The 25222-nt window shown below is 61.9% G+C and carries 23 protein-coding genes, 1 tRNA gene and 1 pseudogene; 17 read left to right on the top strand and 8 right to left on the bottom strand.

Annotated elements, in window-relative coordinates:
* Positions 1 to 29 precede the first annotated feature (29 nt).
* Genes tyrS through AC0L7P_RS09045 form a run of 4 tightly spaced genes read left to right on the top strand, consistent with a single transcriptional unit; the run spans position 30 to position 3746 of the window.
* Positions 30 to 1292: a tyrosine--tRNA ligase gene (tyrS, locus tag AC0L7P_RS09060; RefSeq protein ID WP_473435426.1), complete on the top strand. Its 1263-nt coding sequence runs from the start codon at positions 30 to 32 to the stop codon at positions 1290 to 1292.
* Positions 1289 to 2095 carry an indole-3-glycerol phosphate synthase TrpC gene (trpC, locus tag AC0L7P_RS09055; protein WP_473432540.1) on the top strand — a complete coding sequence of 269 codons (807 nt, stop codon included), beginning with the start codon at positions 1289 to 1291 and terminating at the stop codon, positions 2093 to 2095. Before tyrS ends, trpC begins: the two co-directional genes overlap by 4 nt.
* Positions 2095 to 2568 (top strand): cyclic pyranopterin monophosphate synthase MoaC, encoded by a 474-nt coding sequence (gene moaC, locus AC0L7P_RS09050; RefSeq protein WP_473432539.1) that lies wholly within the window; start codon positions 2095 to 2097, stop codon positions 2566 to 2568. Before trpC ends, moaC begins: the two co-directional genes overlap by 1 nt.
* Positions 2565 to 3746 (top strand): molybdopterin molybdotransferase MoeA, encoded by a 1182-nt coding sequence (locus AC0L7P_RS09045; RefSeq protein WP_473432538.1) that lies wholly within the window; start codon positions 2565 to 2567, stop codon positions 3744 to 3746. Before moaC ends, AC0L7P_RS09045 begins: the two co-directional genes overlap by 4 nt.
* Positions 3747 to 3796: 50 nt before the next feature.
* On the opposite strand, the gene AC0L7P_RS09040 is transcribed toward AC0L7P_RS09045, so the two are convergent.
* The 5 genes and pseudogenes from AC0L7P_RS09040 to dctP form a co-directional block, all read right to left on the bottom strand.
* The gene (locus tag AC0L7P_RS09040) at positions 3797 to 4543 is read right to left on the bottom strand and encodes a DUF2264 C-terminal domain-containing protein (RefSeq protein ID WP_473435425.1); all 747 of its coding nucleotides are present in this window, start codon (positions 4541 to 4543) and stop codon (positions 3797 to 3799) included.
* A gap of 18 nt (positions 4544 to 4561) precedes the next feature.
* A pseudogene (locus AC0L7P_RS09035) lies at positions 4562 to 5493 on the bottom strand (DUF2264 domain-containing protein); the annotation flags it as partial.
* A gap of 93 nt (positions 5494 to 5586) precedes the next feature.
* Entirely contained in the window at positions 5587 to 7104 is a 1518-nt protein-coding gene (locus AC0L7P_RS09030; RefSeq protein ID WP_473432537.1) for a TRAP transporter large permease, read from the bottom strand.
* 11 nt (positions 7105 to 7115) lie between these two features.
* Positions 7116 to 7499 (bottom strand): TRAP transporter small permease, encoded by a 384-nt coding sequence (locus tag AC0L7P_RS09025; protein WP_473432536.1) that lies wholly within the window; start codon positions 7497 to 7499, stop codon positions 7116 to 7118.
* Between the two features lie 58 nt (positions 7500 to 7557).
* Complete coding sequence (gene dctP / locus AC0L7P_RS09020) at positions 7558 to 8547, bottom strand: TRAP transporter substrate-binding protein DctP (RefSeq protein ID WP_473432535.1); 990 nt, start codon at positions 8545 to 8547, stop codon at positions 7558 to 7560.
* A 223-nt stretch (positions 8548 to 8770) separates the two neighbouring features.
* Between dctP and AC0L7P_RS09015 the strand changes: the two genes are divergently transcribed.
* Both AC0L7P_RS09015 and AC0L7P_RS09010 read left to right on the top strand, forming a co-directional pair.
* Positions 8771 to 9613, top strand: a complete 843-nt coding sequence (locus AC0L7P_RS09015) for a glycoside hydrolase family protein (protein ID WP_473432534.1) — start codon at positions 8771 to 8773, stop codon at positions 9611 to 9613.
* Entirely contained in the window at positions 9606 to 11105 is a 1500-nt protein-coding gene (locus tag AC0L7P_RS09010) for a LacI family DNA-binding transcriptional regulator (protein ID WP_473432533.1), read from the top strand. The genes AC0L7P_RS09015 and AC0L7P_RS09010 overlap by 8 nt, the downstream gene beginning before the upstream one ends.
* A 218-nt stretch (positions 11106 to 11323) precedes the next feature.
* Here the strand turns inward: AC0L7P_RS09010 and AC0L7P_RS09005 are convergent.
* Positions 11324 to 11411, bottom strand: a tRNA-Ser gene (locus AC0L7P_RS09005).
* 251 nt (positions 11412 to 11662) lie between these two features.
* Between AC0L7P_RS09005 and AC0L7P_RS09000 the strand changes: the two genes are divergently transcribed.
* From AC0L7P_RS09000 to gph, 9 genes are all read left to right on the top strand, one after another.
* Entirely contained in the window at positions 11663 to 12550 is an 888-nt protein-coding gene (locus tag AC0L7P_RS09000; protein ID WP_473432532.1) for an SPOR domain-containing protein, read from the top strand.
* Positions 12551 to 12598: 48 nt separating this feature from the next.
* The gene (locus AC0L7P_RS08995) at positions 12599 to 13768 is read left to right on the top strand and encodes a D-alanyl-D-alanine carboxypeptidase family protein (RefSeq protein WP_473432531.1); all 1170 of its coding nucleotides are present in this window, start codon (positions 12599 to 12601) and stop codon (positions 13766 to 13768) included.
* Positions 13765 to 14397, top strand: coding sequence for a dTMP kinase (tmk, locus tag AC0L7P_RS08990; RefSeq protein WP_473432530.1), 633 nt, complete (start codon positions 13765 to 13767; stop codon positions 14395 to 14397). The genes AC0L7P_RS08995 and tmk overlap by 4 nt, the downstream gene beginning before the upstream one ends.
* On the top strand, positions 14390 to 15514 hold the full coding sequence (locus tag AC0L7P_RS08985) for a DNA polymerase III subunit delta' (RefSeq protein ID WP_473432529.1): 1125 nt from the start codon (positions 14390 to 14392) through the stop codon (positions 15512 to 15514). Before tmk ends, AC0L7P_RS08985 begins: the two co-directional genes overlap by 8 nt.
* Positions 15515 to 15521: 7 nt before the next feature.
* Positions 15522 to 16319 (top strand): TatD family hydrolase, encoded by a 798-nt coding sequence (locus tag AC0L7P_RS08980; protein WP_473432528.1) that lies wholly within the window; start codon positions 15522 to 15524, stop codon positions 16317 to 16319.
* Positions 16316 to 17116, top strand: a complete 801-nt coding sequence (locus AC0L7P_RS08975) for an MBL fold metallo-hydrolase (protein WP_473435424.1) — start codon at positions 16316 to 16318, stop codon at positions 17114 to 17116. The genes AC0L7P_RS08980 and AC0L7P_RS08975 overlap by 4 nt, the downstream gene beginning before the upstream one ends.
* Positions 17117 to 17146: 30 nt before the next feature.
* Entirely contained in the window at positions 17147 to 18076 is a 930-nt protein-coding gene (locus AC0L7P_RS08970) for an AEC family transporter (protein ID WP_473432527.1), read from the top strand.
* Positions 18077 to 18341: 265 nt separating this feature from the next.
* Positions 18342 to 18905: a thioredoxin family protein gene (locus AC0L7P_RS08965; protein ID WP_473435387.1), complete on the top strand. Its 564-nt coding sequence runs from the start codon at positions 18342 to 18344 to the stop codon at positions 18903 to 18905.
* Positions 18896 to 19543 carry a phosphoglycolate phosphatase gene (gph, locus tag AC0L7P_RS08960; protein ID WP_473435386.1) on the top strand — a complete coding sequence of 216 codons (648 nt, stop codon included), beginning with the start codon at positions 18896 to 18898 and terminating at the stop codon, positions 19541 to 19543. The genes AC0L7P_RS08965 and gph overlap by 10 nt, the downstream gene beginning before the upstream one ends.
* On the opposite strand, the gene AC0L7P_RS08955 is transcribed toward gph, so the two are convergent.
* Together AC0L7P_RS08955 and AC0L7P_RS08950 are read right to left on the bottom strand one after the other, a co-directional pair.
* The gene (locus tag AC0L7P_RS08955) at positions 19544 to 20989 is read right to left on the bottom strand and encodes a caspase family protein (protein ID WP_473435385.1); all 1446 of its coding nucleotides are present in this window, start codon (positions 20987 to 20989) and stop codon (positions 19544 to 19546) included.
* A 141-nt stretch (positions 20990 to 21130) separates the two neighbouring features.
* A complete protein-coding gene (locus AC0L7P_RS08950) occupies positions 21131 to 22021 on the bottom strand; it encodes a M15 family metallopeptidase (RefSeq protein ID WP_473435384.1) in 891 nt (296 codons plus the stop codon).
* 167 nt (positions 22022 to 22188) lie between these two features.
* Between AC0L7P_RS08950 and AC0L7P_RS08945 the strand changes: the two genes are divergently transcribed.
* Complete coding sequence (locus tag AC0L7P_RS08945; RefSeq protein ID WP_473435383.1) at positions 22189 to 22758, top strand: OmpA family protein; 570 nt, start codon at positions 22189 to 22191, stop codon at positions 22756 to 22758.
* A 37-nt stretch (positions 22759 to 22795) separates the two neighbouring features.
* A complete protein-coding gene (locus AC0L7P_RS08940; RefSeq protein ID WP_473435382.1) occupies positions 22796 to 24916 on the top strand; it encodes a serine/threonine-protein kinase in 2121 nt (706 codons plus the stop codon).
* The last annotated feature ends 306 nt before the right edge of the window (positions 24917 to 25222 follow it).

The raw sequence follows: 25222 nt of genomic DNA, 5'->3' as shown, positions 1-25222 counted from the left end.
CCGCAAGCGCCAAGATGGACAATACCCCAATGACCTACCACCCGAAATCCGATTTCCTGCATGTAATGATGTCACGCGGTTTTCTGGCCGATTGCACCGATTATCAGGCCCTGGACGAGGTGATGCTGACCCCCGGCACGCCCGCCTATATCGGGTTTGATGCCACGGCAAAATCGCTGCATGTGGGGTCGCTTATTCAGATCATGATGTTGCGCTGGTTGCAGAAAACCGGCGGCAAACCGATTACCCTGATGGGTGGCGGCACCACCAAGGTGGGCGATCCCAGCTTTCGCGCCGATGAACGCCCCCTGCTTGGCCCCGACCAGATCGGTGAAAATATCGACGGCATTCAGCGGGTGTTCGCCAAATACCTTACCTATGGCGATGGCCCGTCAGATGCGATGATGATCAACAACGCCGAATGGCTGGATGGGCTGAATTACCTTGATTTTCTGCGTGACATCGGGCGGCATTTTTCCATCAACCGGATGCTGGCCTTTGAATCGGTAAAATCCCGTCTGGACCGGGAACAAAGCCTGTCGTTCCTTGAATTCAACTATATGATCCTGCAAGCCTATGATTTTCTTGAACTGAACCGCCGCTATGGCTGTGTTCTGCAAATGGGCGGGTCGGATCAATGGGGCAATATCGTCAACGGGATCGACCTGACCCGCCGGGTGCTGGATCACGAAATCTTTGGCCTCACCTCGCCGTTGCTGACCACCAGCGATGGCAAGAAAATGGGCAAAAGTCAGGATGGCGCCGTCTGGTTGAATGCCGACATGCGGTCACCCTATGAATTCTGGCAGTTCTGGCGCAACACCACCGATGCCGATGTGAGCCGGTTTTGCAGGCTTTACACCGAACTGCCGCTAGAGGAATGCGACCGGCTTGGCGCGCTGGCGGGGGCGGAAATCAACGCTGCAAAAATCATTCTGGCGAACGAAGTGACAACTCTGTGCCACGGCGCCGAGGCGGCCCGCACCGCCGAGGCTACAGCGCGCGAAGTGTTTGAGAAGGGCGGCGTGGGCGATGACCTGCCCACCCTGTCGCTGACCCCCGAGGACGTGGGCGGCGGCATTTCCATCGTGCAACTGATCGTGCGCGCGGGTCTGGCCAAGACGGGCAAAGAGGCCAAGCGCCTGATTGCCGAAAACGGCGCGCGGATCGACGACGCCCCGCTGAGCGATGCCGGCCTCATGCTTGACGCAGCGGCACTTTCCAGCCCTGTCAAACTCAGCGCGGGCAAGAAACGCCACGCGCTGATCACCCTCACGCAAGAGGCAACATGATGACAGTTCTGGACAGGATCAAGGCGTATAAGCTGGAAGAAATCGCCGCCCGCAAGGCCGCGAAATCCCTTGCCGATGTCGAAACCGCAGCCCGCGCCGCAGGCACGCCGCGCGGGTTTGCCCGGGCGCTGACCGACGCCGCCCGCGAAGGCTATGGCCTGATTGCCGAGGTGAAAAAGGCCAGCCCGTCCAAGGGGTTGATACGCGCCGATTTTGATCCGCCCAGTTTGGCACAGGCGTATGAGGCGGGGGGCGCCACCTGTCTTTCGGTGCTGACAGACACGCCCAGTTTTCAGGGCGACGACAGTTTCCTGACCGCCGCGCGCAACGCCACATCCCTGCCCGCCCTGCGCAAGGATTTCATCTATGACCCCTATCAGGTGGCCGAATCCCGCGCCCTTGGGGCCGATTGCATCCTGATCATCATGGCCAGTGTCAGCGATGCTCAGGCGCAGGAACTTGAATCCGCCGCAACCGGTTGGGGCATGGATGTTCTGATCGAGGTTCACGACGAAGCGGAACTGGAACGTGCAGGTGTGCTGAAATCGCCGCTTATGGGGATCAACAACCGCAACCTGAAAACCTTTGATGTGACACTCGACACCACCCGCCGGTTGGCGAAACTGGTTGATCCCGGGCGCACCATCGTCGCGGAATCCGGCCTGTCCTCGCCCGAAAATCTGGCTGATCTGGCCCGTTATGGCGCGCGCTGTTTCCTGATTGGTGAATCGCTCATGCGGCAGGATGACGTCACCGCCGCCACCCGCACGATCCTTGCCAATCCGCTAAGCGGGCATTTGTGATGGCGCTCACGCATTTTGACAGCGCGGGAAATGCCCATATGGTCGATGTGTCGGACAAGGCCACAACCGCGCGCATCGCCATCGCCACGGGCTATGTGCAAATGTTGCCCGAAACCCTGACCCTGATCACCGAGGGGCGGGCGAAAAAGGGCGATGTTCTGGGCGTGGCCCGTTTGGCGGGCATCATGGGCGCCAAGAAAACCGCCGATCTGATCCCCCTGTGCCACCCGCTGCCCGTCACCTCGGTCAGTGTCGATCTGGAGCCTGACCCCGCATTGCCCGGTGTCCGCGTCACCGCGCGGGTCAAAACCACCGGCCAGACCGGGGTGGAAATGGAGGCGCTGACCGCCGTTTCAACCGCCTGCCTTACCGTCTATGACATGGTGAAAGCGGTGGAAAAAACCATGGTGATCGGTGACATTCGGGTCACGTTGAAAGACGGCGGAAAATCCGGCCGCTTTGAGGCCCCATGATTACCGTCGATCAGGCGCTGGCGCAGATTTTCGGCCTGCTTTCGCCTCTTTCCGCTGAATCCGTGCCCCTGCGCGCCGCCGCTGGCCGGGTGCTGGCCACACCAGTGCTGGCCGCACGCGATCAGCCGCCTTTTGCCGCCTCTGCCATGGATGGCTATGCGGTGCAAAACAGCGCCGTGCGCCCCGGTGCCACGTTCACCATCATCGGGGAATCCGCCGCCGGGCGTGCCAGCGACAGCAGCGTCGGCCCCGATCAGGCGGTGCGCATTTTCACCGGCGCCCCGGTGCCAAAGGGCGCCGATCGGGTGATTATTCAAGAGGATGTAATCCGCGACGGCGATCAGATCACCTTGCGCGAAGGTATTGATCCGGCACGTTATATCCGCGATTCCGGGGCCGATTTCACCGTCGGTGATACATGGTTTCCCCGACGCGCCCTTGGCCCGTCTGACGTTGTTCTGATGGCGGCGATGAATTGCGCCGCACCCAAGGTTGCCCGCAAACCCATTGTTGCCCTGATTGCCACGGGGGACGAATTGGTCATGCCCGGCGAAACTCCGCGCGCCGATCAAATCATCGCCTCCAACACCTTTGGCCTTGCCGCGATGGTCGAACGCGAAGGCGGCATTGCCCGGATTTTGCCCATCGCCCGGGACACCGAAAGCGCCCTGCGCACCGCTTTTGCCCTGACGGAAGGGGCCGATCTGGTGGTGACCATAGGCGGTGCATCGGTGGGCGATCATGATCTGGTGGGCAAGGTCGCGGGCGATCTGGGAATGAAGCGCGCCTTTTACAAGGTCGCCATGCGCCCCGGAAAACCGCTTATGGCCGGGCGGTTGAACGGCATCCCGATGATCGGCCTGCCCGGAAATCCTGTTTCATCCATGGTCTGCGGGTATGTGTTCCTGTTGCCTGCCTTGCGCGTGCTGCTTGGCCTGCCCGCTGCGCCGGCGCCGGTTCTGACGGCCCCCCTTGCCGCCGCCCTGCCCGCCAACGGACCTCGCGAACATTACATGCGCGCCACGTTGCAGGATGGGCAGTTGCAGGCCGCCGAACGGCAGGACAGCGCCCTGACCGGCGTTCTGGCCACGGCAAATGCCCTGATCCTGCGCCCGGTGAACGACCCCGCCCGCGCCGCAGGGGATCGTGTGAGCTTTGTGGCGTTGTCGACCAACTGAAAATGGCGCATCCGGTGATCTGACGCGAAACCTTGCGCGCGATCTCTATCTCATACCTTTGATTTCAGATGCGACATAGCGGCGTGAATTTCGGTCCCGGACGCCCCATGCAGTGGGCCACAGAAACTTGCGAAACATGTGGCACCGGCATCCACGCCGGTTTCCAGCCTCGGGATCGCAACATGTGGGTGAAACAAGCCCACATTGGCGGCAGGCCGATGCAGCACGCCTTGGCGTGGATGATCTGACAGGTCGATCAAAACACGGCCATTCACAAACCCGACCACCGGCTGGTTCCGGGCGTTGGTGTCGCACAGCGCGGTCTGGCTGGCGGCTTCGGCAAATCCGCTTTCGATCATCTCGAACGGCACATCGCTCTGGATCGAATGCAGCCGCACATGCCCCGTGCCACAAAAACACATGAACGTGTCGATCTGAATACCCTGAAAGGGCGTCCAGCGTGAATGGATATAATCGTTTGTCAGCGTCACAAGCGCCGCCCCCTGGCGCGCATGCCAGCGCCCGCCCGTCACCTTGATGGCAAGGTTATTGTCGAATGCGGCCTCTTTGGGGGTGGCATCGCGGGCCTCGACGCAAAACCCATTGTCGCTGGAATAGCAGAGTTTCGCATATTTTTCACCGCCGTGCCGAAACATCGGCGCCACCTGCCCGCCGCTCAACGCGACCACGGCGCCATTTTGCCGCGCAATCAGAAAACGTGGCGCAGGTTGGGCGGTGGCGGCATGGGGTGGCAAGGGCAGTTCCTCGCAGCCCCAGAATGGGTGATTTTCAGGCATGGCCAGCATGATAAACGCCTTCATCGCCCAATAGGGCGACCCGGGCGAATTATAATCTTCGGCCATCTGCGGGTTGGGATAGGCATAGCCGATAGACAAAACCCCGTCCCGGTCTGCGATCGGCTGATTGGCCCACCACCGCAGATTGCGCAGCACGATGCCTTTCAACACGCCCATGGGCAAAACCGGATCAGGATCAGCCAGAGCATAGGCGGCGAAAAAGGCAACCATGCCAAACCGATAGGTCATGGAGCGGCCAAAGGGCAAACCGCGACCGGTATCGTCAAACCAGCGCGCGAACTGCGGCGCAAAAAGACGGGCACGGGCCAGATGATCGCCACGGTCCGTTTCCGGTGCGAAATGATGCAGCAGCAAACCATAGGTATGAAAGGCAAAGCCGTTATAGTGATCAACCCGGTGACCCGGGCCGTCGCGATACCATCCATCCCCAAGATAAAGCGCATCCAGCGCCGCGCGCATCCCGTCACCGCTTTGTGGTGCCGGGCCATCGCCTGTGGCCCGCAACCCCGCATCAATCAACAGGCGAAAGAACATCCAGTTGTTGGGCGAAAATGTCTTGCCCGCCGCCGCTGTCAGGTATCGGCGGACATTCCTTTTTGCTTTGGGCGAAAGGGGGCAAAAATCCGCGGCGTCGCAACCAGCAGGGCAAATCCGATGGCCGCCAGTTCCACAAGCCGCTGATCGGTGTTTTGCACATCCCCCCAATATTCGGGATGGTCCGGGTTGGTGCCATTCGCCAAACCATCACGATAGGGCTGCCAGTCTATCGCGCTCCCGCCCAGTTCCGCCGGGGCAATCGCCCAAAGTGGGCGCGCAAAACCTTCGATTTCTGCGGCAACCGGGTCAAACACCGCACCATATGGCGACAGTTGCACACGGGCGCCACCGGCCGAGCGGTGGCGATCCAGCGGCGCCAGGAGCCGCGCCATCGCGTGTTCCAGATCGGCCCTGCTTTCCAGCGCCAGCCCATACAACGGGTTCGCCGCGAGGTAGGGTTGAAATTCCGTATTCCCCATTCTGCCCTAAAGCCCGAACAGATGCGGAATGGCCAGGGCGACCGCCGGCGCAAAGGTCACAACCAACAATCCCAACGTCTGCAACGCAAAGATCGGCAGCAACGGGCCAATCACCCGCCCGATCCGTTCGCCGCTGATCGAACAGGCAACGAAAAGAACCGTGCCAACGGGCGGCGTCACGACCCCAAGCGCGAGGTTGTAAACCAGAATGACCCCGAAATGCACCGGATCAACCCCAAGATCCGTCACCACCGGAAAGAAGATCGGCGTAAAGATCAGCATCGCGGGCGACATGTCCATGAACACCCCGACGACCAGCAAAACCACGTTGATCATCAGCAGGATGATAATCTTGTTGTCGCTGACAGAGGTGAGAAGCATCCCGATCGTGTCGGGGATCGAGGCAAAGGTCATCGACCAGCTCATCATCGTGGAGGCCGAAATCAGAAACAGGATTGATCCCGTGATAATCGTCGTCTCCAGCAGGATCGCAAACAGCCGGCGTGGCGTCAGGGCGCGGTACACCAGCGCCAGTATCAGACTGTAAACCACAGCAATGCCCGAGCCTTCGATCGCGGTGAACGCACCGCCAAGAATGCCCGCGATCACGATAACCACCAACAGCAGGCTGGGCGCCGCACGCAGGAACAGGCGCAGCGCCTCGGGCCAGCCGCCCTGGGTCTTTTCCGTTTCATAGCCGTGTTTGCGGGCATACCACCATGCCACGACCATGACCGAAAGCCCCATGATCATCCCCGGCAGATAGCCCGCCATGAACAACGCGATGATTGACGCGCTGCCCCCGGTGATCAGCGAATAAACGATCAGCGCCCCCGACGGCGGGATCAGCATACCCGACGGCGCCGATGCCGCATTCACGGCAGTGGTCATTGCCATGTCGTAACCCTTTTCACGGGCAACCGGCGTTATGATACCGCCAATGGCCGTGGCGGCGGCAATCCCGGACCCCGACAATGTGCCAAACAGCATATTGGCCAATACATTCGTTTGCCACAAACTGCCCGGAATACGCCCCCCCAGCAGCATGGCGAAATCAATCAGCCGCCGCGCCAGCCCCGTCGCGTTCATGATATTGCCCGCAAGGATAAAGAATGGCAGCGCCAGAAAGCCGAAACTGTCCAACCCGTTGAACATCGTTTCGCCCACGGTTGGCATGACCGAGGGCAGATCCAGTTGCAGCCCCAGCGTCAGCACCCCGGCAAACGCCAGACCGACGGCGATCGGACTGCCCATGACCAGAAACAGCGCGAACGTCGCAAACAACACGATGGTCGAGGTCAGCTCCAGATGATCGGCAACCTTGTCCAGCATCCAGGCGGATTGCCACAGCGTCGTCACGGCGGTTACCGCCAGGATCACGATCAAGGTCGCCACGCCACATTGCCCGAGGCGCGCTTCGCCCCGGCGGATCAGGGATGTCATGGCGATCAGTTCTGCGATCACGATCATCGCACCGCAGACTGCCAGAACCGATTGCAGCCACCCGACAGGAATCTGCGTCATTGCGGTTTTCATCAGCGAATTTGAAAGGACGCTTGTGCAGCCCCCCAGATCAGGATCAGCCCGAAGACAAGCGACAGTTGTGAATTGATGAATTGCAGAACGCGCTGCGCCGAGGGCGGCAGCATTTCGATCAGCAGCGGCAGGTTCATGTGCCGCCCGAGGATAAAACAATAGCCTGCGGACAGCAGGCCAAGCCAGATCAGAGAGAACCGCAAGAATTCTTCCGAATACATGCTGGGCGAAGAAAGCACATAGCGCGCCAGGACTTGCCAGGCGATGGCCACGACCATCAGCGCCAGAAGACCGGCAAGGAAAACCTCAAGCGCCCGCAACGCAAGGATGCCAAGCCGTGCAAACGCCCCCGTCGGGCGCATGGTTTCCTGTCGTTCGATCATGATGCCGCCTCCCCCGTCGGACGTGATCCCGGCCGCGACAGACGCGACCGGGAGATGTTCAGAAATCGCGGCCTTCCAGTTTGAAGATGGCCTCGATCAACGGTTTCTTTTCGTCATCCGCAAGGGCGGCCTGATACATCGGCTTGACCGCTTCGATGAATGGCGCGGTGTCCACATCGACAACTTCAACGCCCATCTCATCCACGGCCTTTTGCAGATCGCGCGCTTCGCTGTTGTCAGAGAATTCGATGGATTTCAGGCTGACCTTTTCAAACTCATCCTGAACGATCTTGAGATCGGCCGGGTCCAGTTTATCGACAAAGCGGGTTGAGGTGACGACGAAATCGGTCAGGCGCGTCTGATTGGTGCGCAGGGCATATTTCGCCACTTCACCGAATTTCGCAACGTAAAGCCCCGCAAGGCCGCCTTCGGCGCCATCAACGATGCCCTGCTGAAGACCGGCGTAAAGTTCGCCAAATGGCAGCGGTGTCGGCACGGCGCCGAACAATTGCAGCATTTCCGTATAGGTCGGGCTGGCGATCGAGCGCAGCTTGAGCCCTTTCAGATCCGCAAAGCTGCTGGCGGGCTTTGTCGTATAGATTGACCGGAAACCGGACGAGATGAACCCGAGCGGCACAACCTTGTGCGCGGATGTCGCGGCCGTCAGCGCGTCGCGAACGCCGGCATCTGTCATCACTTTCCCGTATTCTTCGGAGGTGCGGAACACATAGGGCAAATTCATCACGCCAATGGCAGGTGCGACATTTTCCAGCGTGCCAGAGTTCACCAGACCGGCATCAATCACGCCCTTCTGGATCTGTTGAAAATACTGAAGCTGTTCGCCCAACACACCGTTGTTGAACATCTTGAACTCGACACGGCCATCGGTGCGTTCGGCCACTGCCTTGGCAAAGTCAGAAAGCAGCTGACCGGCGGTGCTGTCTTCGGACACGTTGGTGGCCATCCGATATGTGGCCGCTGTGGCAGATGTGGCCGCCAGGGCCATCAGAACAGCGGCACTCGCTGCCAGGCGTGAAAATACTGTCATGATCGTTTTCTCCTATGATTGCGGCGCGAACGAAACTTTCGTCATGTTTCGCTCACACTCCGCGCCTCCCAAAACGCCGCCCATGGTCTGTATCTGTGTTTTACAGGTCCACCGCGCCCGTAATTCCATAGTTTCATGGCTCCGAATCGTCAAGAAATAGTTTCATATTGACGAAACTTTCGTAATTTGCGAAACATACCCCACTGACAGAGAGAGCGGCACCATGCAAAAAACATCCTACTTCAGCGGCGACACAGATATTGGCGGCAATGAACACTATCAACACGCCCTGACCCGCTGTCTGGCGCGGTTGCGGGGGCTGTTGCCCATTGCCGGATTGCGCAACCCCAAGATCGGAACGCCGACCAATCAATGGATCTGGTGTGATGGCCCCGATTGGGTCATGGGATTTTTGTCCGGTCAGCTTTGGCTGGCCCATCAGTTGACCGGCGATCCGGTTTTTGCCGCTGCGGCACGGGCGCGTCGCCCACAGTTCCGCGCGGTACTGGATGACCGCAAGGCCCGCGATCACGATCTGGGGTTCATCTATTCTCTGCATTCGGTGGCCGAATGGCGTGGCACTGGCGATGAGGTTGCCCGCGCAATGGGACTCGAGGCCGCCCGTGCCCTGGTTGCCCGGTTTCGCGAAGACGGCGGCTATATTCAGGCCTGGAACCCCGTGGGGCCGGATAACCGCGAACAGGCGCGCTTTGCCAATGGCCGCATGATTGCCGATACCATTCAGAACCTTGCCCTGTTGCATTGGGCGCACCGCGAAACCGGCGTGGCCGATTTCCGCGAGGTCGCGGACCTGCACGAGGCAACATCCCTGCGGCATCTGGTGCGCGCGGATGACACGACCTTTCACACCTTCCTGTTCGATCCGGCCACAGGCGAACCCCTGCACGGTCAGACCCATCAGGGCTTTGCCGACGATCTCGTGCTGGGCGCGCGGTCAGGCCTGGCTTATTCACGGGTTTGCAAATTGTCACCGGGTCACCGGCAACCCCGTATCGCTGGACGCGGCCCGCCGTCTGGCCACCAGGGCAAAGGCGTTGATGGGTGACACGCGCCTGCCCGTCTGGGATTACGCGCTGCCCGCCGACGGCACCCACCCCATCGACAGTTCTGCCGCCGCGGTCATGGCTGCGGGTGTGTTTATGCTGGCCGATCTGGTCGCCGGCGCCGAGGCGGAACACTGGCGTGCCTTTGGGCATCACCTGCTCGACGCACTGTTGGCTGAATGTGATCTGACCGGCGACCCTGACGCACAGGGTTTGCTTGCCCATGGCGCGGCCCATGTTCCGGCGGGCCGCAGCGACGGGATGCTGCCCTATGGCGATTACTATTTCATGGAGGCGCTGATGCGCGCCCAGGGCCACACTGAATTCTTTGGTGACGGCCGCGATGGCAACCCGCAACTTTCGTTTGCGGGCTCATGTTTCGCGCCGCTATGGAGGACGGACAAACCGCAGGCCTGTATATTCCACTCGAAAGGACGGACCGACATGAGCATGTCAAGCAACGTCACCCTGAAAGACATCGCCCAAGCGGCCGGTGTTTCTGTTGCTGCGGTCTCAAAGGTCCTGAACAACCGCCAGGGCGTCGGCGAGGCGACACGCACCCGCGTGCTGCGGATGATGGATGATCTGGGCTATCGCGGGCGGTCCGGGCGCCCCGGCCAGATCGAAGCGGCCCAACTGTTGACGCTTGAACAATACGTAACCAACGACGCCTTTTACGGTGAAATCCTCGGCGCGATCACCGCCGCAAGCAAACCCGCCGGTTTCGATATCGAACTGACCGTGCATCGCACCGTCGCCGAAATTGCCGCGGCCATCCGCGACACAGAGATCAACCGGCCCGCGCTGCTGATGGGCGTCGCGCATCCCGACATCGTGGATGCCCTGTGCGCGCGCAACATTCCCGCGGCCATCGTCAATGGCATGGATCGGACGATGCGCCTGCCCAGCGTCTCACCCGACTATCATTTCGGGGCCTGGATCGCGACGCGGCACCTGATTGAACTTGGCCATCGCCACATTCTGCACGTCACCCACCCGTACCGCGAATCGATCCGCCGCCGCATCGACGGGTTTCGCAACGCAATGGAGGAACAGGGCCTTGGGTTTTCCCCCGAGCGGAATTTGCTGGATCTTGGCAATCCTGCGAATATCTCGCTGGCGGCAAAGGACGTGGTACTGGCCCGTTTGCAACAGGGCGACCTGCCCACAGCATTGTTTTGCATGAATGATATGGTTGCCCTCGGCGCCATGCAGGCGGTGCAGTCGATGGGGCTTTCGGTGCCGGGTGATATGTCGATTGTCGGGTTCGACGGCCTGCCGCTCGGGGCTTATGCAACACCGCAGCTCAGCTCGGTGCGCTCTGACCGCGTGGCATTGGGGCGCATTGGTGTCACGTTGCTGGCCGACCGGCTCGCTGATCCGACCTGCTCGACCCAACGGGTCATTGTTGGCGTCGAATATCTGAACCGCCGCTCGACCGCGGCCCCCTCAACCCAAGAGGGCATGGCGCCACCGCAGTTGCATCGGGCCTAACACGCGCCACAACATTCACGGCTTTGCACCTCAAGCGATTGTTTTTTCGATATCCCCCAAAGACTGGACAGTATTCGACGCAACCGCACGATGAAAACGTTACCCGGTAACCGGCCTTTGGGCGCCGCTTCGGACGCGCCCAGGCCAAGGGGCTCGAACCCCGGAATTGTCATTTCTGTTCAGGGCATTATTGGGCAACAATGGTGGTGGTTACACTATGGCGGAAGCGGTGGGATTCGAACCCACGGAACCTTGCGGTTCGCTGGTTTTCAAGACCAGTGCCTTCGACCACTCGGCCACGCTTCCGTTACGCGTCCCCCTTGTGATCGGTTATGGGCGACGTGTTTGGTGATCAGGGCTTAGCGTTACCTTTATGATCTCGAAAAGGGTGCTGTGACGACGGATTTCAGCCGAACCGTTCCGACGCACTTTCATTGCCGTGCGTCAGGCGTTAGAGTGCGCGCCAGACAGGTGCAAAAAAGCACCGGGGATGAGCAGCAACGCCGGAGACCGGCATTTGGCGCGGCAACGTCTGCGCAGCGATATAGGGGCAAGAGATGACATCCAATGTGGTCAGACTGGCCGTTCTGGCAGGCGCGCTAACGGCTCTTTCGGCCTGCGAGGACGGGTTCAAGTTTCCCGGACAGGGCAGCACCGGCGATCCGGCGACAGAAACCGCGCAGGACAGCGGCGAAGCGCCCCAGACCTCGCGTCTGGTCGAACGCGATGTCGAGGTGCCCGAAGTGTTTCAGAAAACCGAATCCGGCTTGTGGGACGGGCGCCCGTCCCTTGGCGGGGTCTGGGTGGCGCATCCCGATGTAAAAGACCCCGAGCGCGTCATCATCCGCAACGAAGTAAACAAGAAATTCGTCATCGGAGCCCTGTTTCGGCGCGAGCGTGACAACCCCGGACCCCGGCTTCAGGTATCGTCAGACGCCGCCGAGGCGCTGGGGCTGTTGGCGGGGCAACCTGCCAAGCTGAACGTCACCGCCCTGCGCCGCGAGGAAGTGGCCGAAACGCCCCCCGCCCCCGCCCCTGCCGACTCGGTCGCGCTGGAGGAACCCGACATGATCGAGGCGCTGTCGCTGGACAGCCCCGACAAAGGTAAGGATGCAAAGGCAATCGGCGCGGCTGCAACCGCCGCCATCGCCCCCGTGGCCGCCGCACCGAAACCTGTGCCGGCGCCCGTCCCCCCAACAAAGAAATCTTCGCTGAGCAAGCCGCACATCCAGATCGGCATTTTCAGCGTCAAGGCAAACGCCGACAATACCGCCACCGCCCTGCGCGGCGCCGGGATGATTCCGACTGTGAAAAAGCAATCGTCCAAGGGCAAAACATTCTATAGTGTCACGGTCGGCCCCGCCACCACGACCGCCGAGCGCGCCGCTCTTCTCAAGAAAGTGAAGGGTCTGGGCTTTAATGACGCCTATTTCACCTCGAACTGATCGCCATCCCGTGTCACCGTGCACCGCCGCCACAGCAGGACCGCAGACATGACCAGACGTTTCATCACCCGCATTTTCCTTGCGCTGACCCTTGCGATCACCGCCGCCCTGCCTGCCCGGGCCGCGTTTGAAACGCTGGCCACAGCCGCCTATGTCTATGACCTGACCACTGATACCGTTCTGCTGAGCAAAAAGGCCGACCTGCCCCTGCCCCCGGCCTCGATGTCCAAACTTATGACGGTCAACATGCTGTTTGAGGCATTGCGCGACGGGCGTGTGGATATGGACACCCGGTTTGGTGTGTCCACACGGGCCAAGAACATGGGCGGTTCAACCATGTTCCTGAACGAACGGGACCGCCCCACCGTCGAAGAGCTGATTCAGGGGATCGTGGTGAATTCGGGCAATGATGCCTGCGTCGTGGTCGCCGAGGGGCTGGCCGGAACAGAAGATGCCTTTGCCCGGATGATGACCGAACGCGCCAAGGCCCTTGGCATGACCCATTCGACCTTTGCCAACGCCAGCGGCTGGCCCGATCCGCAGCACCGGATGAGCATGAAGGATCTGGGCATTCTGGCCACCCGGCTGATCACTGAATTCCCCGAATATTATGGCTATTTCTCGGAAAAGGAATTTCCCTATGACGGGCGCGCGCCGCAGAACCGTTTCAACCGCAACCCGCTGTTGAAACTGGGTCTTGGCGCCGACGGGTTGAAAACCGGCCATACCTCCGAGGCGGGCTATGGTCTTGTCGGGTCGGCCAGTCAGGGCGCGCGGCGGATCGTCTTTGTCATCACCGGCCTGCAAAGTGAAACCGCCCGCGCCCAAGAGGCAGAGCGGATCATGAACTGGGCCTTTCGCCAGTTTGTTCAGAAAACCATCGTGAAAAAGGGTCAGGAAGTGACCCGCGCCGATGTCTGGCTGGGGCTTGACGATCAGGTCGGGCTTGTTGCCGCCGAAGATATCGACGTGCTGGTCCCGGCCCTGCATCAGGAAGGGCTGAGCGGCAAGGCCATCTATACCGGCCCGTTCGAGGCGCCGATCATCGCCGGTCAGGAAATGGGCGAACTGGTTGTCACGCTGGATGGGTTGCCCGATGCGACGGTCGCGCTTTTGGCGGACAAATCCGTCAGCAAGGCCGGCTTTCTGCCCCGGCTCAAGCTTGCGGCGCAGACCCTGTTTCGCAAATTCGCCAGCGAGGCGGCAGAGCTTCGGTGACAGGGCGCGGTCTGTTCGTCACGTTCGAGGGGATCGACGGGTCCGGCAAATCCACGCAGGCGCGGCTGCTGGCCGATGCCCTGCGCGCCGAGGGGCGCGATGTGGTGCTGACCCGCGAACCGGGCGGCAGCCCGGGGGCCGAGGACATCCGCGCGCTGGTGCTTGAGGGGGCGACCGACCGCTGGTCACCGGAATCCGAAATCCTGTTGTTCACCGCCGCCCGGCGCGACCATCTGGAACGCACGATCACCCCGGCGCTGGACGCGGGCAAGGTGGTAATTTCCGACCGCTTCGCCGACAGCACCCGCATGTATCAGGGCCTGTCACGGGGCGATCTGCGCGGTGTTGTCGACCAGTTGCACGACCTGATGATCGGGGTTGAACCCGACGTGACCATCCTGATCGACATGGACCCCGACACGGGGCTGTCCCGCGCCCTGTCGCGCCAGACCGCCGAGGAAAGATTTGAATCCTTCGGCGCCAGTCTTCAGGCCAGAATGCGGGCCGGTTTTCTGGCCCTGGCCGCAGAATTCCCCGATCGGTTCATCACCATATCAGGGGTCGGCACCCCCGATCAGGTGGCCGCCCGAGTCCGGGCCGCCCTCAGCCCGCGTTTGCCCCATGACTGACGATATCATCCCCGAACCGGACCGGATCGAAGGCATCGCGCACCCCCGCGAAACCCTCGCCCTGATCGGCCACGATGCGGCCGAGGCCGCGTTTCTGGACGCCTGGAACAGCGGGCGCGCGCATCACGCCTGGCTGATTGCCGGGCCGCGCGGGGTGGGCAAGGCCACGCTGGCATGGCGGATCGCACGTTTTTTGTTGTCGCAACCGCCCCGCGACGAAGGCGGCATGTTCGCCCCCGAACTGCCGCAAGACCTGAACACCCCCGCCGATCACCCGGTCACCCGGCGCACCATGGCCATGGGCGAACCCGGGCTGTTTTTGCTGCGCCGGGCGTGGGATGTGAAAAAGAAGGCCCTGAAAACCGTCATCACGGTGGACGAGGCCCGCAAGCTCAGGGATTTCTTTGGCATGTCGGCCCCGGGCGGCGGGCACCGGGTGGTGATTATCGACAGCGCCGATGAAATGAACACCAGCACCGCCAACGCCATCCTGAAACTGCTTGAGGAACCGCCCGCCAACTGCACCCTTCTGCTGATCAGCCACGCCCCCGCACGCCTGTTGCCCACGATCCGGTCCCGCTGTCGCACCCTGCGCTGTACGCCCCTTGGGGCCGATGATCTGACCCGGGCACTGGCGGAAACCGGCGAACAGATCGACGCCCCCGAGGCCCTGGGCGAACTGGCCAACGGTTCGGTGGGCGAGGCCCTGCGCCTGCTGCACAGTGACGGGATGAAACTGTATCACACCCTTTTCACCCTGCTGGACGGGGCGCCGAACATGGATCGCCCCCGCCTGTTGGCGCTGGCAGGTACAATGGTGGGCCGCGCGGCAGCCGAGCGGCTGGACCTGACCTTGCGGCTGATCGACACGCTGCTGGCGCGGTTGGCGCGCACCGGCACCGGCCTGCCCCCCGATACTGAAATCACCAGAGGCGAATTTGCCATGCTGCACCGCCTGTCCCCCGACCCTTGGGCCGCGCGGGAATGGGCCGACCTGCAACAGGCCCTGTCGGCCCGGGCGGCCCATGGGCGGGCGGTCAACCTTGACCCTTCCGCGCTCATCCTTGATATGGGGTTGACCATCAATCAGACAGCGGCCCGCATCGCCGGGCGCTAGAGGCGCCATGACCAACCCCGCGATCACCGACAGCCATTGCCATCTGGATTTCCCCGATTTCGAGGGGCAGTTGCCCGACATCCTTGAACGGGCCGCCGAGGCAGGCGTGACGCGGATGGTCACCATCTGCACCAAGCTGCATCAGGAACCGACCGTGCGCGCGATTGCGGAGGCGAATGCGGCGGTGTTCTATGCCCTGGGCACCCACCCGATGAGCGTGGCAAGCGAACCCATGGCCACCACCGAACAATTGATCGAACTGGCCAGCCACCCGAAATGCGTTGGCATCGGGGAAACCGGGCTGGACTATCATTACACGTCTGATTCTGCCGCGGCGCAGCAGCGCAGCCTGCGCATTCATATCGACGCCGCCCGCCAAACCGGCCTGCCGCTGATCATCCATGCCCGGGCTGCGGATGAGGATATGGCAAACATCCTGCGCGAGGAACACGCCAAGGGTGCCTATAGCTGCGTCATGCATTGTTTTTCCAGCGGCGCCGCGCTGGCCCATGCCGCGCTTGATCTGGGGTTTTACCTGTCGATGTCGGGCATTGCCGCATTTCCGAAATCGCAGGAGTTGCGCGATATATTCGCCGCCGCGCCGCTGAACCGTATTCTGGTGGAAACCGACAGCCCCTATCTGGCCCCCCCGCCCCATCGCGGCAAACGAAACGAACCGGCCTTTACCGCCCATACCGCCCGCGTCGGGGCCGAGGTGTTCGGGTTGGACTACGCCGAATTCGCCGCCGCCACCCAGGATAATTTTGACCGGTTGTTCGCCAAGGCCGCCGCGTGGCGCCCATGAGCGGCTATCGCTTTACCATCCTTGGGTGCGGGTCATCCGGCGGGGTGCCGCGCCTTGGCGGGCATTGGGGCGATTGTGACCCGGGCAATCCGAAAAACGCCCGCCGCCGGTGTTCCATGTTGGTCGAACGGGACGGGCCGGACGGCACCACCCGGGTGCTGATCGACACCTCGCCCGATCTGCGCGCGCAACTTCTGGGCGCGGGGATCGGCGCGTTGGACGCCGTGGTTTACACCCACGCCCATGCGGACCACACCCATGGGCTGGATGATCTGCGGATGATCGTGTTCAACATGCGCAGCCGCCTGCCCGTCTGGGCCGATGCCCCCACCCAGGCCGATCTGCTGGTGCGCTTTCGCTATGCCTTTGTGCAAGCCGAAGGGTCAACCTATCCGCCGATCTGCGAGATGAACACCATCGACGGGCCGGTCACGATCACCGGCAAGGGCGGCACAATCACCCTGACGCCATTCCTCGTCAACCACGGCGCCATCGACGCGCTGGGGTTTCGCATTGCCGGGCTTGCCTATCTGCCCGACGTTGCCGAAATTCCCGATCCGGCATGGGAACATCTGCGCGATCTCGATATCTGGGTGGTCGATGCCCTGCGCCGCACGCCCCACCCCACCCACGCCCATCTGGCCCGCACGCTGGAGTGGATCACCCGCGCCGCGCCCAAACGCGCCATCCTGACCAATATGCACATCGATCTGGATCACGATACGGTGGACGCCGAAACCCCGCCCCATATCAGCCCCGCCCATGACGGCATGGTCCTGACCCTGCCGATCGCCTGAGCCAAGGCCCCCAAGCCCGAAGGGACAATCATGCAGGCCCTGCTTGACGTCATCCTGCCCGTCTTTCTGGTGATCGGGTTCGGCTATGTTGCGGTCTGGAAGGGGCTGTTCAGCGACGCAGGCGTTGATGGGTTGATGAAATTCACCCAGCAGTTCGCCATCCCCTGCCTGTTGTTCCGGGCCATTGCCGGGCTGGATCTGGGGCAGCAGTTCGATCTGTCGCTGTTGCTCTCATTCTATCTTGGGGCGCTGGCGGGGTTTGGCGCCGGGTTCCTTGGCGCGCGGTTTCTGTTCAACCGCCCCTGGGCTGATTGCGTCGCCATCGGGTTTTGCGGGCTGTTCTCGAACTCGGTTCTTCTGGGCCTGCCGATTGCAGAGCGCGCCTTCGGGGCCGGATCCCTGCATTTCAACTTTGCGATCATCGCGATCCATGCACCGTTCTGTTATGGCCTTGGGGTGACCACCATGGAAATCGTGCGCAATCCGGGCGGCAGCCCTGTGGCGATCACGCGCAAGGTGTTTCGCGCCATGTTCCGCAATGCGCTGGTGATCGGGATCAGCCTGGGGTTTGTCGCCAACCTTACCGGTCTGGCCATTCCGGGCGTGTTGCAAAGCGCGCTGGACATGATGGTGCGCGCGGCCCTGCCCGCCGCATTGTTTGGCCTGGGCGGGGCGCTGGTGCGTTATCGCCCCGAGGGGGACATGCTGACCATCCTGTGGGTGTGTGGCTGTTCTCTGGTGTTGCACCCTGCGGTGGCCCTTGGGGTGGGCACCGCCCTTGGCCTGTCGACCGAGGCCCTGCGCGCGGCCGTCATCACCGCCGCCATGGCGCCCGGGGTCAACACCTATATCTTTGCCGACATGTATGGATCGGCCAGACGGGTGGCCGCATCGGGCGTCTTGATCGGAACCGGGCTGAGCCTGATCAGCATCTGGCTCTGGCTGTTGATCCTGCCGTGACCCGAAGGGGTATTTACGCACGTTCTGCGAAGCTGCAAATCCGCTGCCGCAGCGCGCCTCGCAGACGACGTATTTGAGTATTTTTATCAGTAAAAAGCTCATGGGCGTCATCCCCGCGATGGGCGGATCGGACGATAGCGGACCATGATCTGCCGGAAAGCGATCTGAGTGATCGCACTTCCGTGAGATGATCTGTATAGGTGGGGGAACAGGATTTCGCCGGGTTTCCGACAAGCATTTTCCGGCAATATCAAAGGAACACCACATGGCATCGACACCCCCGGTTTGTGAATTTGGATGGAACGCCCCGGCGTTTGCCCTGCCTGCCACCGACGGCCGGGTGCTGTCGCTTGCGGACATTCAGGGCGAGAATGGCACGCTGATCATGTTTATCTGCAATCATTGCCCCTATGTTTTGGCGGTGCTGGATCGGATCAAACGCGATGCGGCCGATCTGGCCGCGCTGGGTGTCGGGGTGGCGGCGATTTGTTCGAACGATGCCACATCCCACCCCGATGACAGTTTCGACAACATGAAGGCCATGGCCACCCGCGAAAACCTGCCGTTTCCGTATCTGCATGATGAGGACCAATCGGTTGCCCGGGCCTGGGGCGCGGCCTGCACGCCTGATTTCTTTGGTCTGGATGACAAAGGCGGGCTGCAATATCGTGGGCGGCTTGATGCCTCGGGCGCCCGCCCCGGCCCAACCGATCTGCGCCGCGATCTGTATGAGGCGATGAAACAGGTGGCGCAGACCGGCCATGGCCCCGCCGATCAGACCCCCAGCATGGGGTGTTCGATCAAATGGAAGGATGGCGGATGGGCCTGATTGTTTTCGACCTGGACGGCACGCTGATCGACAGCGCCCCCGACATCTGTGCGGCGGGCAATGTGGTGCTGGTCGAAAGGGGCGCCGCGCCCATGGACCTTCCTGAGGCGCGCTCGTTCATCGGCTCTGGCGTGCCGGTTCTGATCGAGCGGATGATCGCGGCGCGCGGGCTTGATCCGGCGCACCGTGGTGACATGTTGGCGCGGTTCATGGTGCTTTATGAGGATGCCGTGCATCTGACCACCCTTTACCCCGGGGTTGTCGACGCCCTCGATCGACTTGCGCAGCAGGGCCACACCTTTGGCATCTGCACCAACAAACCCGAGGCGCCGACCCGCGCCGTTCTGGCCCATTTCGGGCTGGGCAACCGGTTTGTCGCGATTCTGGGCGGTGATACATTGCCCACCCGCAAACCCGATCCGGCCCCCCTGCGCGCCTGTATTGCCGCCATGGGGGATGGCCCGGTTCTGTATGTGGGTGACAGCGAGGTGGACAGCGAAACCGCGCAAAACGCGCGCGTTCCCTTTGCCCTGTTCACCCAAGGATATCGCAAGACGCCGGTGGATGAGATTGCCCACGCCCACAGCTTTGACGATTTCACCGCCCTGCCCGGCATCGTCGCCCGGCAATTTGCCTGATTATTCGCTCAGCCCATAGGCCGTGCGGATCGCGCGCTGGGTGCCTTTGCCGAAATCACCATCAATGGCCGAGGTGTAAAACCCGAATTTCTTAAGCTGTTCCTGAAGCGCCTTGCGCGTTGCCAGTTTGAACATCGTCGGGTTGTCGCGCACCACGTCGAACACATCCTGCGCCCCGGTGCGCAGGGCACGATACAGGTATTTCGCCGCATCCTGCGGCCCCTTGCCCGACACTTTGCCGTCATCGATCAGGGCGGCAAAGTTATACATCGCCTGGGGTTGGCGCAGGTTTGCCGCCTGTTCGAAATATTTCAGCCCCAGCTTTGGGTCACGGACAACCCCCAGCCCGCCCTGAAAATGGATGAACCCCAGATCGTTCAGGGCATCGGCAAACCCCATGTCAGCCGAGCTTTGATACAGTTCCAGCGCCCGGGCGTTGTCTTGTTTCACCCCCAGACCTTTTTCGTAAAGCTGTGCCAGTTCAAACTGCGCCTCGGCGGACCCGGCCCTGGCCGCGCGTTCCAAAAGCGTGGCAGCGTCGTTGGGCGCATAGCGCGGATCGGCGGCGTTCAGGCGCATATAGGCCAGCCCGACCATCGACCGGGTATCGCCCTGTTCGGCCAGCGAGGCCAGTTGCGTTTCCTGATCGCGCGGAATTTCCGACCAGGCGGTGTCGGGGTCATAACTGACCGTCTGCACCGCATTATCGGCAAGGAAAAACGGTGTGCCGGACAGTGAACCATAGGTGTGCGGCTCTTGCAGGTTGCCGGTGGCTTTCAGCACCTCGTCGCGCACCTGACGAAACATCAGCGAAATTTCAACGGTGTGGGGCAGTGAATCAATCAACGCCTGGGCAAAGGGGCTGTGGTCGCCGGTGCCATCCAGCGCCACCTGCCCATCACGCGCCGCAAAGGCCACCAACGTGCCACGGTCGGGCGATGGCGGCGCCAGCCCGCCCCCGGCGCCCCGCGTGCCGGGCGTCGGGGTTTGATTTTGCGCCAGCGCGTCAAGGTCAAGCGCCCCGCCAAAAGGATTGTTGCGGCAGGAATCAAGAATAACCACCCGCATCTTGCGCGCCCCATCCACCGCCTTGAGCAAATCATCGAGCGACAGGGACACGCGCTGAATATCAAGGTTCGAGGCGACCTTGGCATCGACGGGAATCAGGAAATTCTGCCCCTGCACCTCAACCCCGTGACCGGCGTAATAGATCAGCGCCAGGTCCGATGTTTCCGCGCGAAACTGAAAATCATCGACCGCCTCGCGCAGCTTTTCGCCCGGGGTGTCGATCAGGGTGGTGACGTCAAACCCGATCCTGCTCAGGGTTTCACCGATCGCCCGGGCATCGTTCACCGGATTGTCCAACGCCTGCACATTCTGATAGGCGCCCATGCCAATGACCAGCGCGATCTTGTCAGACGCCCGGGCGGTCAGGGGGAAATACATATCAGTATGGCAATCAGCAAACGCACGGCAAACCTCCGATCAGCAACTGGTTCAACATAAATCACAGCCATGGCCACACCGCCACCCTGCGGCGCATGGGTTGCAAAGGCCACTCAATTTTCCGGCAATCGCGCGCCTGCGTCAGATTTTTCCCTCGCCGCGCCATTGTTCAAGCATCTGGCGGCTTACCTCAAAGTGCATGGAATCTTCGCGGCTGAACCCCGCCCCCCAGACCCAGCCTTCGGCGTGAAAGAAATCGGCAAGGATGGTCAGGCCAAGCTGGGTCTTGCCATCGCCAAGGGTATCAAGTTTGCCATCAATGTTCAGATCCACGGCAAGACCAAAGGAATGGGTGCTGGTGCGCCCCCGGGTGCCGCGAATCTGGCGCACACACAGCGACCCGGCGGTGTTGATCCGGGCATAAAGATCGGGATCGGTGGATTTCACGTTCTCGAACACCCGTGTCAGGCTGTCGACGGCAGGTTGCAACATCGACACCCGGATCGGCCCGACGCTTTCGGTTTTCAGCATCGCGCGCAGTTTCGGGTTGGTCATCGGGTCGCATTTGTCCGACAGGTTTTCACGGGGACGGCCCAGAAATTTTTCCAGAAAGCTGGGTCCGGCGACGTTGATCTTGCCGTTCACCTTGCGCCGGTTGGCGATCAGCACAACCTTGGCATAGGCATCAATGATCGTGTTGGGGCCAATATTTTCGGGCGCATCATTGGCGCCGTCACTGTTCGGCTGGCCGCCCAGCATCGGCGGCGGCGCAAACCCCTGTGCCGGGCGCTGTTCCAGCGTCTGAATCCGGCTGTCGAGGGTGGCAATATCATCCTGCATGGTTTCAATCTGCTGGCGCAGGGATTCGATTTCGATCCGTGCGGCGCTGTCCACCGCGCTGCCCGCGATGGTGCCACCGCCAAATCCGTCACCCTCAGCGCTGCCCAGATCCATGGACGACACGGCAAACCAGATCAGCCCCGCCGCCAAAAGGACGATCAGGGCGGCAATGGCAATGATGGTAGCGCGCATGACAGATCCGGCCCAGTTTCCCGCAAACTTTGCGGCACCCGCCGCCCCGTGTCAAACATGACAGCAAACGTCAGGATTTCCCCACCATATTCAGCAGCCAAGATCATTGGCATGGCCATACAAAACGGCTAACCTTGCGTCATCGCATCCGCTGAAAGGGAATTACAATGAACCGCACCACCCTTGCCCTGATCTGCGGCCTTGCGGGTCTTGCCCCACTGGCCCAGACGGCATTCGCACAAACCACAGAAATGACACAGCAAGAGATCGAAAGCAGGTTTCTTGCCCAAAAAACCCGCGGCCTGACCATTGCCCCGGTCACCACCGAACAGCAACCCGCCGCCGCGCAGACCGCAACCCCCACAACCGTGGCCCCGGCAAACATGACGATCATGCCCAAGGATCAGCAGGTCAACATCAACATTTCGTTTGATTTCGACAGTGCCGCCCTGCGCGCCGACCAGAAACCGAAACTGACCGCCCTGTGTGGCGCGATGAAGGCCGTGTCCGGCGAATCTTTCCGCATTCTCGGCCATACCGATGCCTCGGGGTCGGATGCCTATAACCAGCGGCTGTCAAAACTGCGTGCCGAAGAGGTAAAGCGTTTCCTGGTGTCCGATTGCGGCATCGCCCCCGAACGGCTCGAGGCGCAGGGCGTGGGGGAAAAGTTCCTGTTTGATCCCAACGATCCGCGCGCCGATGTGAACCGCCGCGTTGAATTCCAGGTGCTTGGCTAATCGTGAATCGCCTGCCGCACCGCCCGGTGGCCCGGTCATGACCGGGCAACGTTCCGACGCCATCTTTCAGATTGGCGATCTGCTGAACAACACCTATCGCATCGAGGCGGTCCTGGGGCGTGGCGGCACCTCTGAGGTGTATCGCGCAAGGTCCGAGATTTCCGGGCAGCCCGTGGCGCTCAAGGCGCTGCGCTCTGAATTTTCGGGCAACGACGATTTTCTCACCCTGATGACCCGCGAAGAGGCGATCCGCGAGGTGCGCCACGACGCCATCGTGCGGTATTTCCACAATCAGCGCACCGATACCGGCGTTGTCTTTCTGGTCATGGATTACGTCGAAGGCGTCGGGCTGGACCGCAAGCTGAAAGACGGCGGCATGTCGGCCCCCGATCTTTTGACCATCGCCGCCCGGGTGGCCGAGGGTCTGGCCGTGGCCCACGCCAAAAACATCACCCACCGCGATCTTTCCCCCGACAACATCATCCTGCGCGGCGGTGATCCGGCCGAGGCGGTCATCATTGATTTCGGCATCGCCAAAGACAGCAATCCGGGGGCCGAAACCATCGTCGGCAACGAATTCGCCGGAAAATACGCCTATGCCGCCCCTGAACAGCTCAGCGGGAACGCCGATTCCCGGTCCGATATCTATGCCCTTGGGGCGCTGTTGCTGGCCACCTTCCGGGGCAAGGCCCCCGATGTGGGCGCCAACCCCATGGAGGTGATCCAGAACAAGGCCAAACCGCTCGACACCAGCGGCGTGCCCGACCCCCTGCGCAGCCTGATCGACCGGATGACAGCCCCCAACCCCGCCGACCGCCTGCCCGATGCAGCGGCGGTTCTGGCCATGGCCCGGGGCGAAAATGCCGATGATGAAAGCGACCAAACCATTATCGCCCCGATCCCCCTGCCGCGCACTGTGCCGCCCCCGGCAGCCCCCGTGGCCAAACCGGCGAAATCGGGCGGGCGCGGTGGGCTGATCGCGGCTTTGGTGCTGGGCCTTGCCGTTCTGGCGGGGGCCGGGGCCTATTTTGGCGGGCTGTTCGGCACCAGTCTGCCCATGGCCGATCCCTTCGTGCTGCGCGTGGCACAGACCGAAAACGCCGCCCCCACGGCCCAGGGCAACGTGCCGTCGAAATCCGTGGCCGATGCCCTGACGGCCCGCCTGGCCGAAATGGGCGGCACCGCAGATCTGACCCTTGCCCAGGGCAATATCGCGGATGATTGGGGCCCGGGTGTCATGACCCTGCTGAACCTGCTGGCCCCGCTGGACAGTTTTTCGCTGGAAACCGCAAACGACACGGCCAGCGTCAGCGGCATCACCGAAAGCCGCCCGTTGTTCGACCAGCTTTCAGCCGCGCTGAACAATCCCGACATCGCGCCGGGGCTGAATGTTGAACCGGCGCTGGAACTGGGGCCGCGCATCCTTGCCACCGCCCGGGTGCAGCAAATTCTGACCACACAGGCCGATTGCGGCGAGCTGACCCTGCTCAACCCGCCGGCCACCGGTTTCGGGATGGATGCCAGCATCGTTGTTCTGGGCCGTGTCGCCCTGCCCGAAACCCGCGCCGCCCTGCGCGACCGGATCAGCGCCATCGCGGGCAACCGCGAGGTGCAGATTGAAACCGATGTGCTGAATCCCGCTCTCTGCGTGATCGACGCGGCCCTGCCCCGCGCCCCCGCCGCCGGGTTTGACATCGGATTTTCCGACGGGGCCACAGGGGCCGAAAATTCGACGGGGCGGTTTTTCGTGGGTGAAAACCCGGTGATCGACGTCACCATCCCCGCCGATATCACCGATGGCTATCTCATTGTGTCGGCGCTGGATGTATCGGGCAATGTGTTTCACCTGCTGCCCAACAACAACCGCCCCGACAACGCCGTGGCCGACCTGCGCGATGGCGCCACCGGCCCCGTCACCGTGCGCGTTGCCTTTTCCCTGAAGGATTCACAGGACAGCGGCGGCAAAAAGCTCGCCTTTATGGTCGATGATTCTTCACTGGGCAAAACCAAGATCATGGTCATCCACTCCGAGGCGCAAATCCTTGACGGGCTGCGCCCCACCACCGAAAGCGCCGAAGGCTTCGCCGCCGCCCTCGCCGAACGCAGCGGCCCGGTCCGCTCGCTCGACAGCCGGATTTTGACCACGGCCCGCCCCTGAGCATTGAATTGTCGGGCATGCCTCGCTTTTGCGCCCCGATTGCCCTTTCCCTGACACTTTCCTGAATAATATCTTTCGACATATGGTCTGCTGGTACGGGGGGTATTTCGTGGGAAAGAGAAAGAGCTAGCTCATGGCGCCCGTTGATTGGCTATTGTTGTTCGTCCTCGGCGTCGTACCGCTCTGGTCGCTCGTGAACTCAGCTTGGGCCTTTTTTGTCGGGCGGCGTCGACGCCCCTTTATCAGAGCTCAATGGGAGGCAGCGCGCCTGCAACGCCGTGTTGGCGTGCCAAATCCACGAGATCG

This window comes from Oceaniglobus sp. K40-3 (assembly GCF_055808395.1).
The sequence above is the reverse complement of the archived record's forward strand: the minus strand, read 5'-3'. Positions and strand labels throughout refer to the sequence as shown.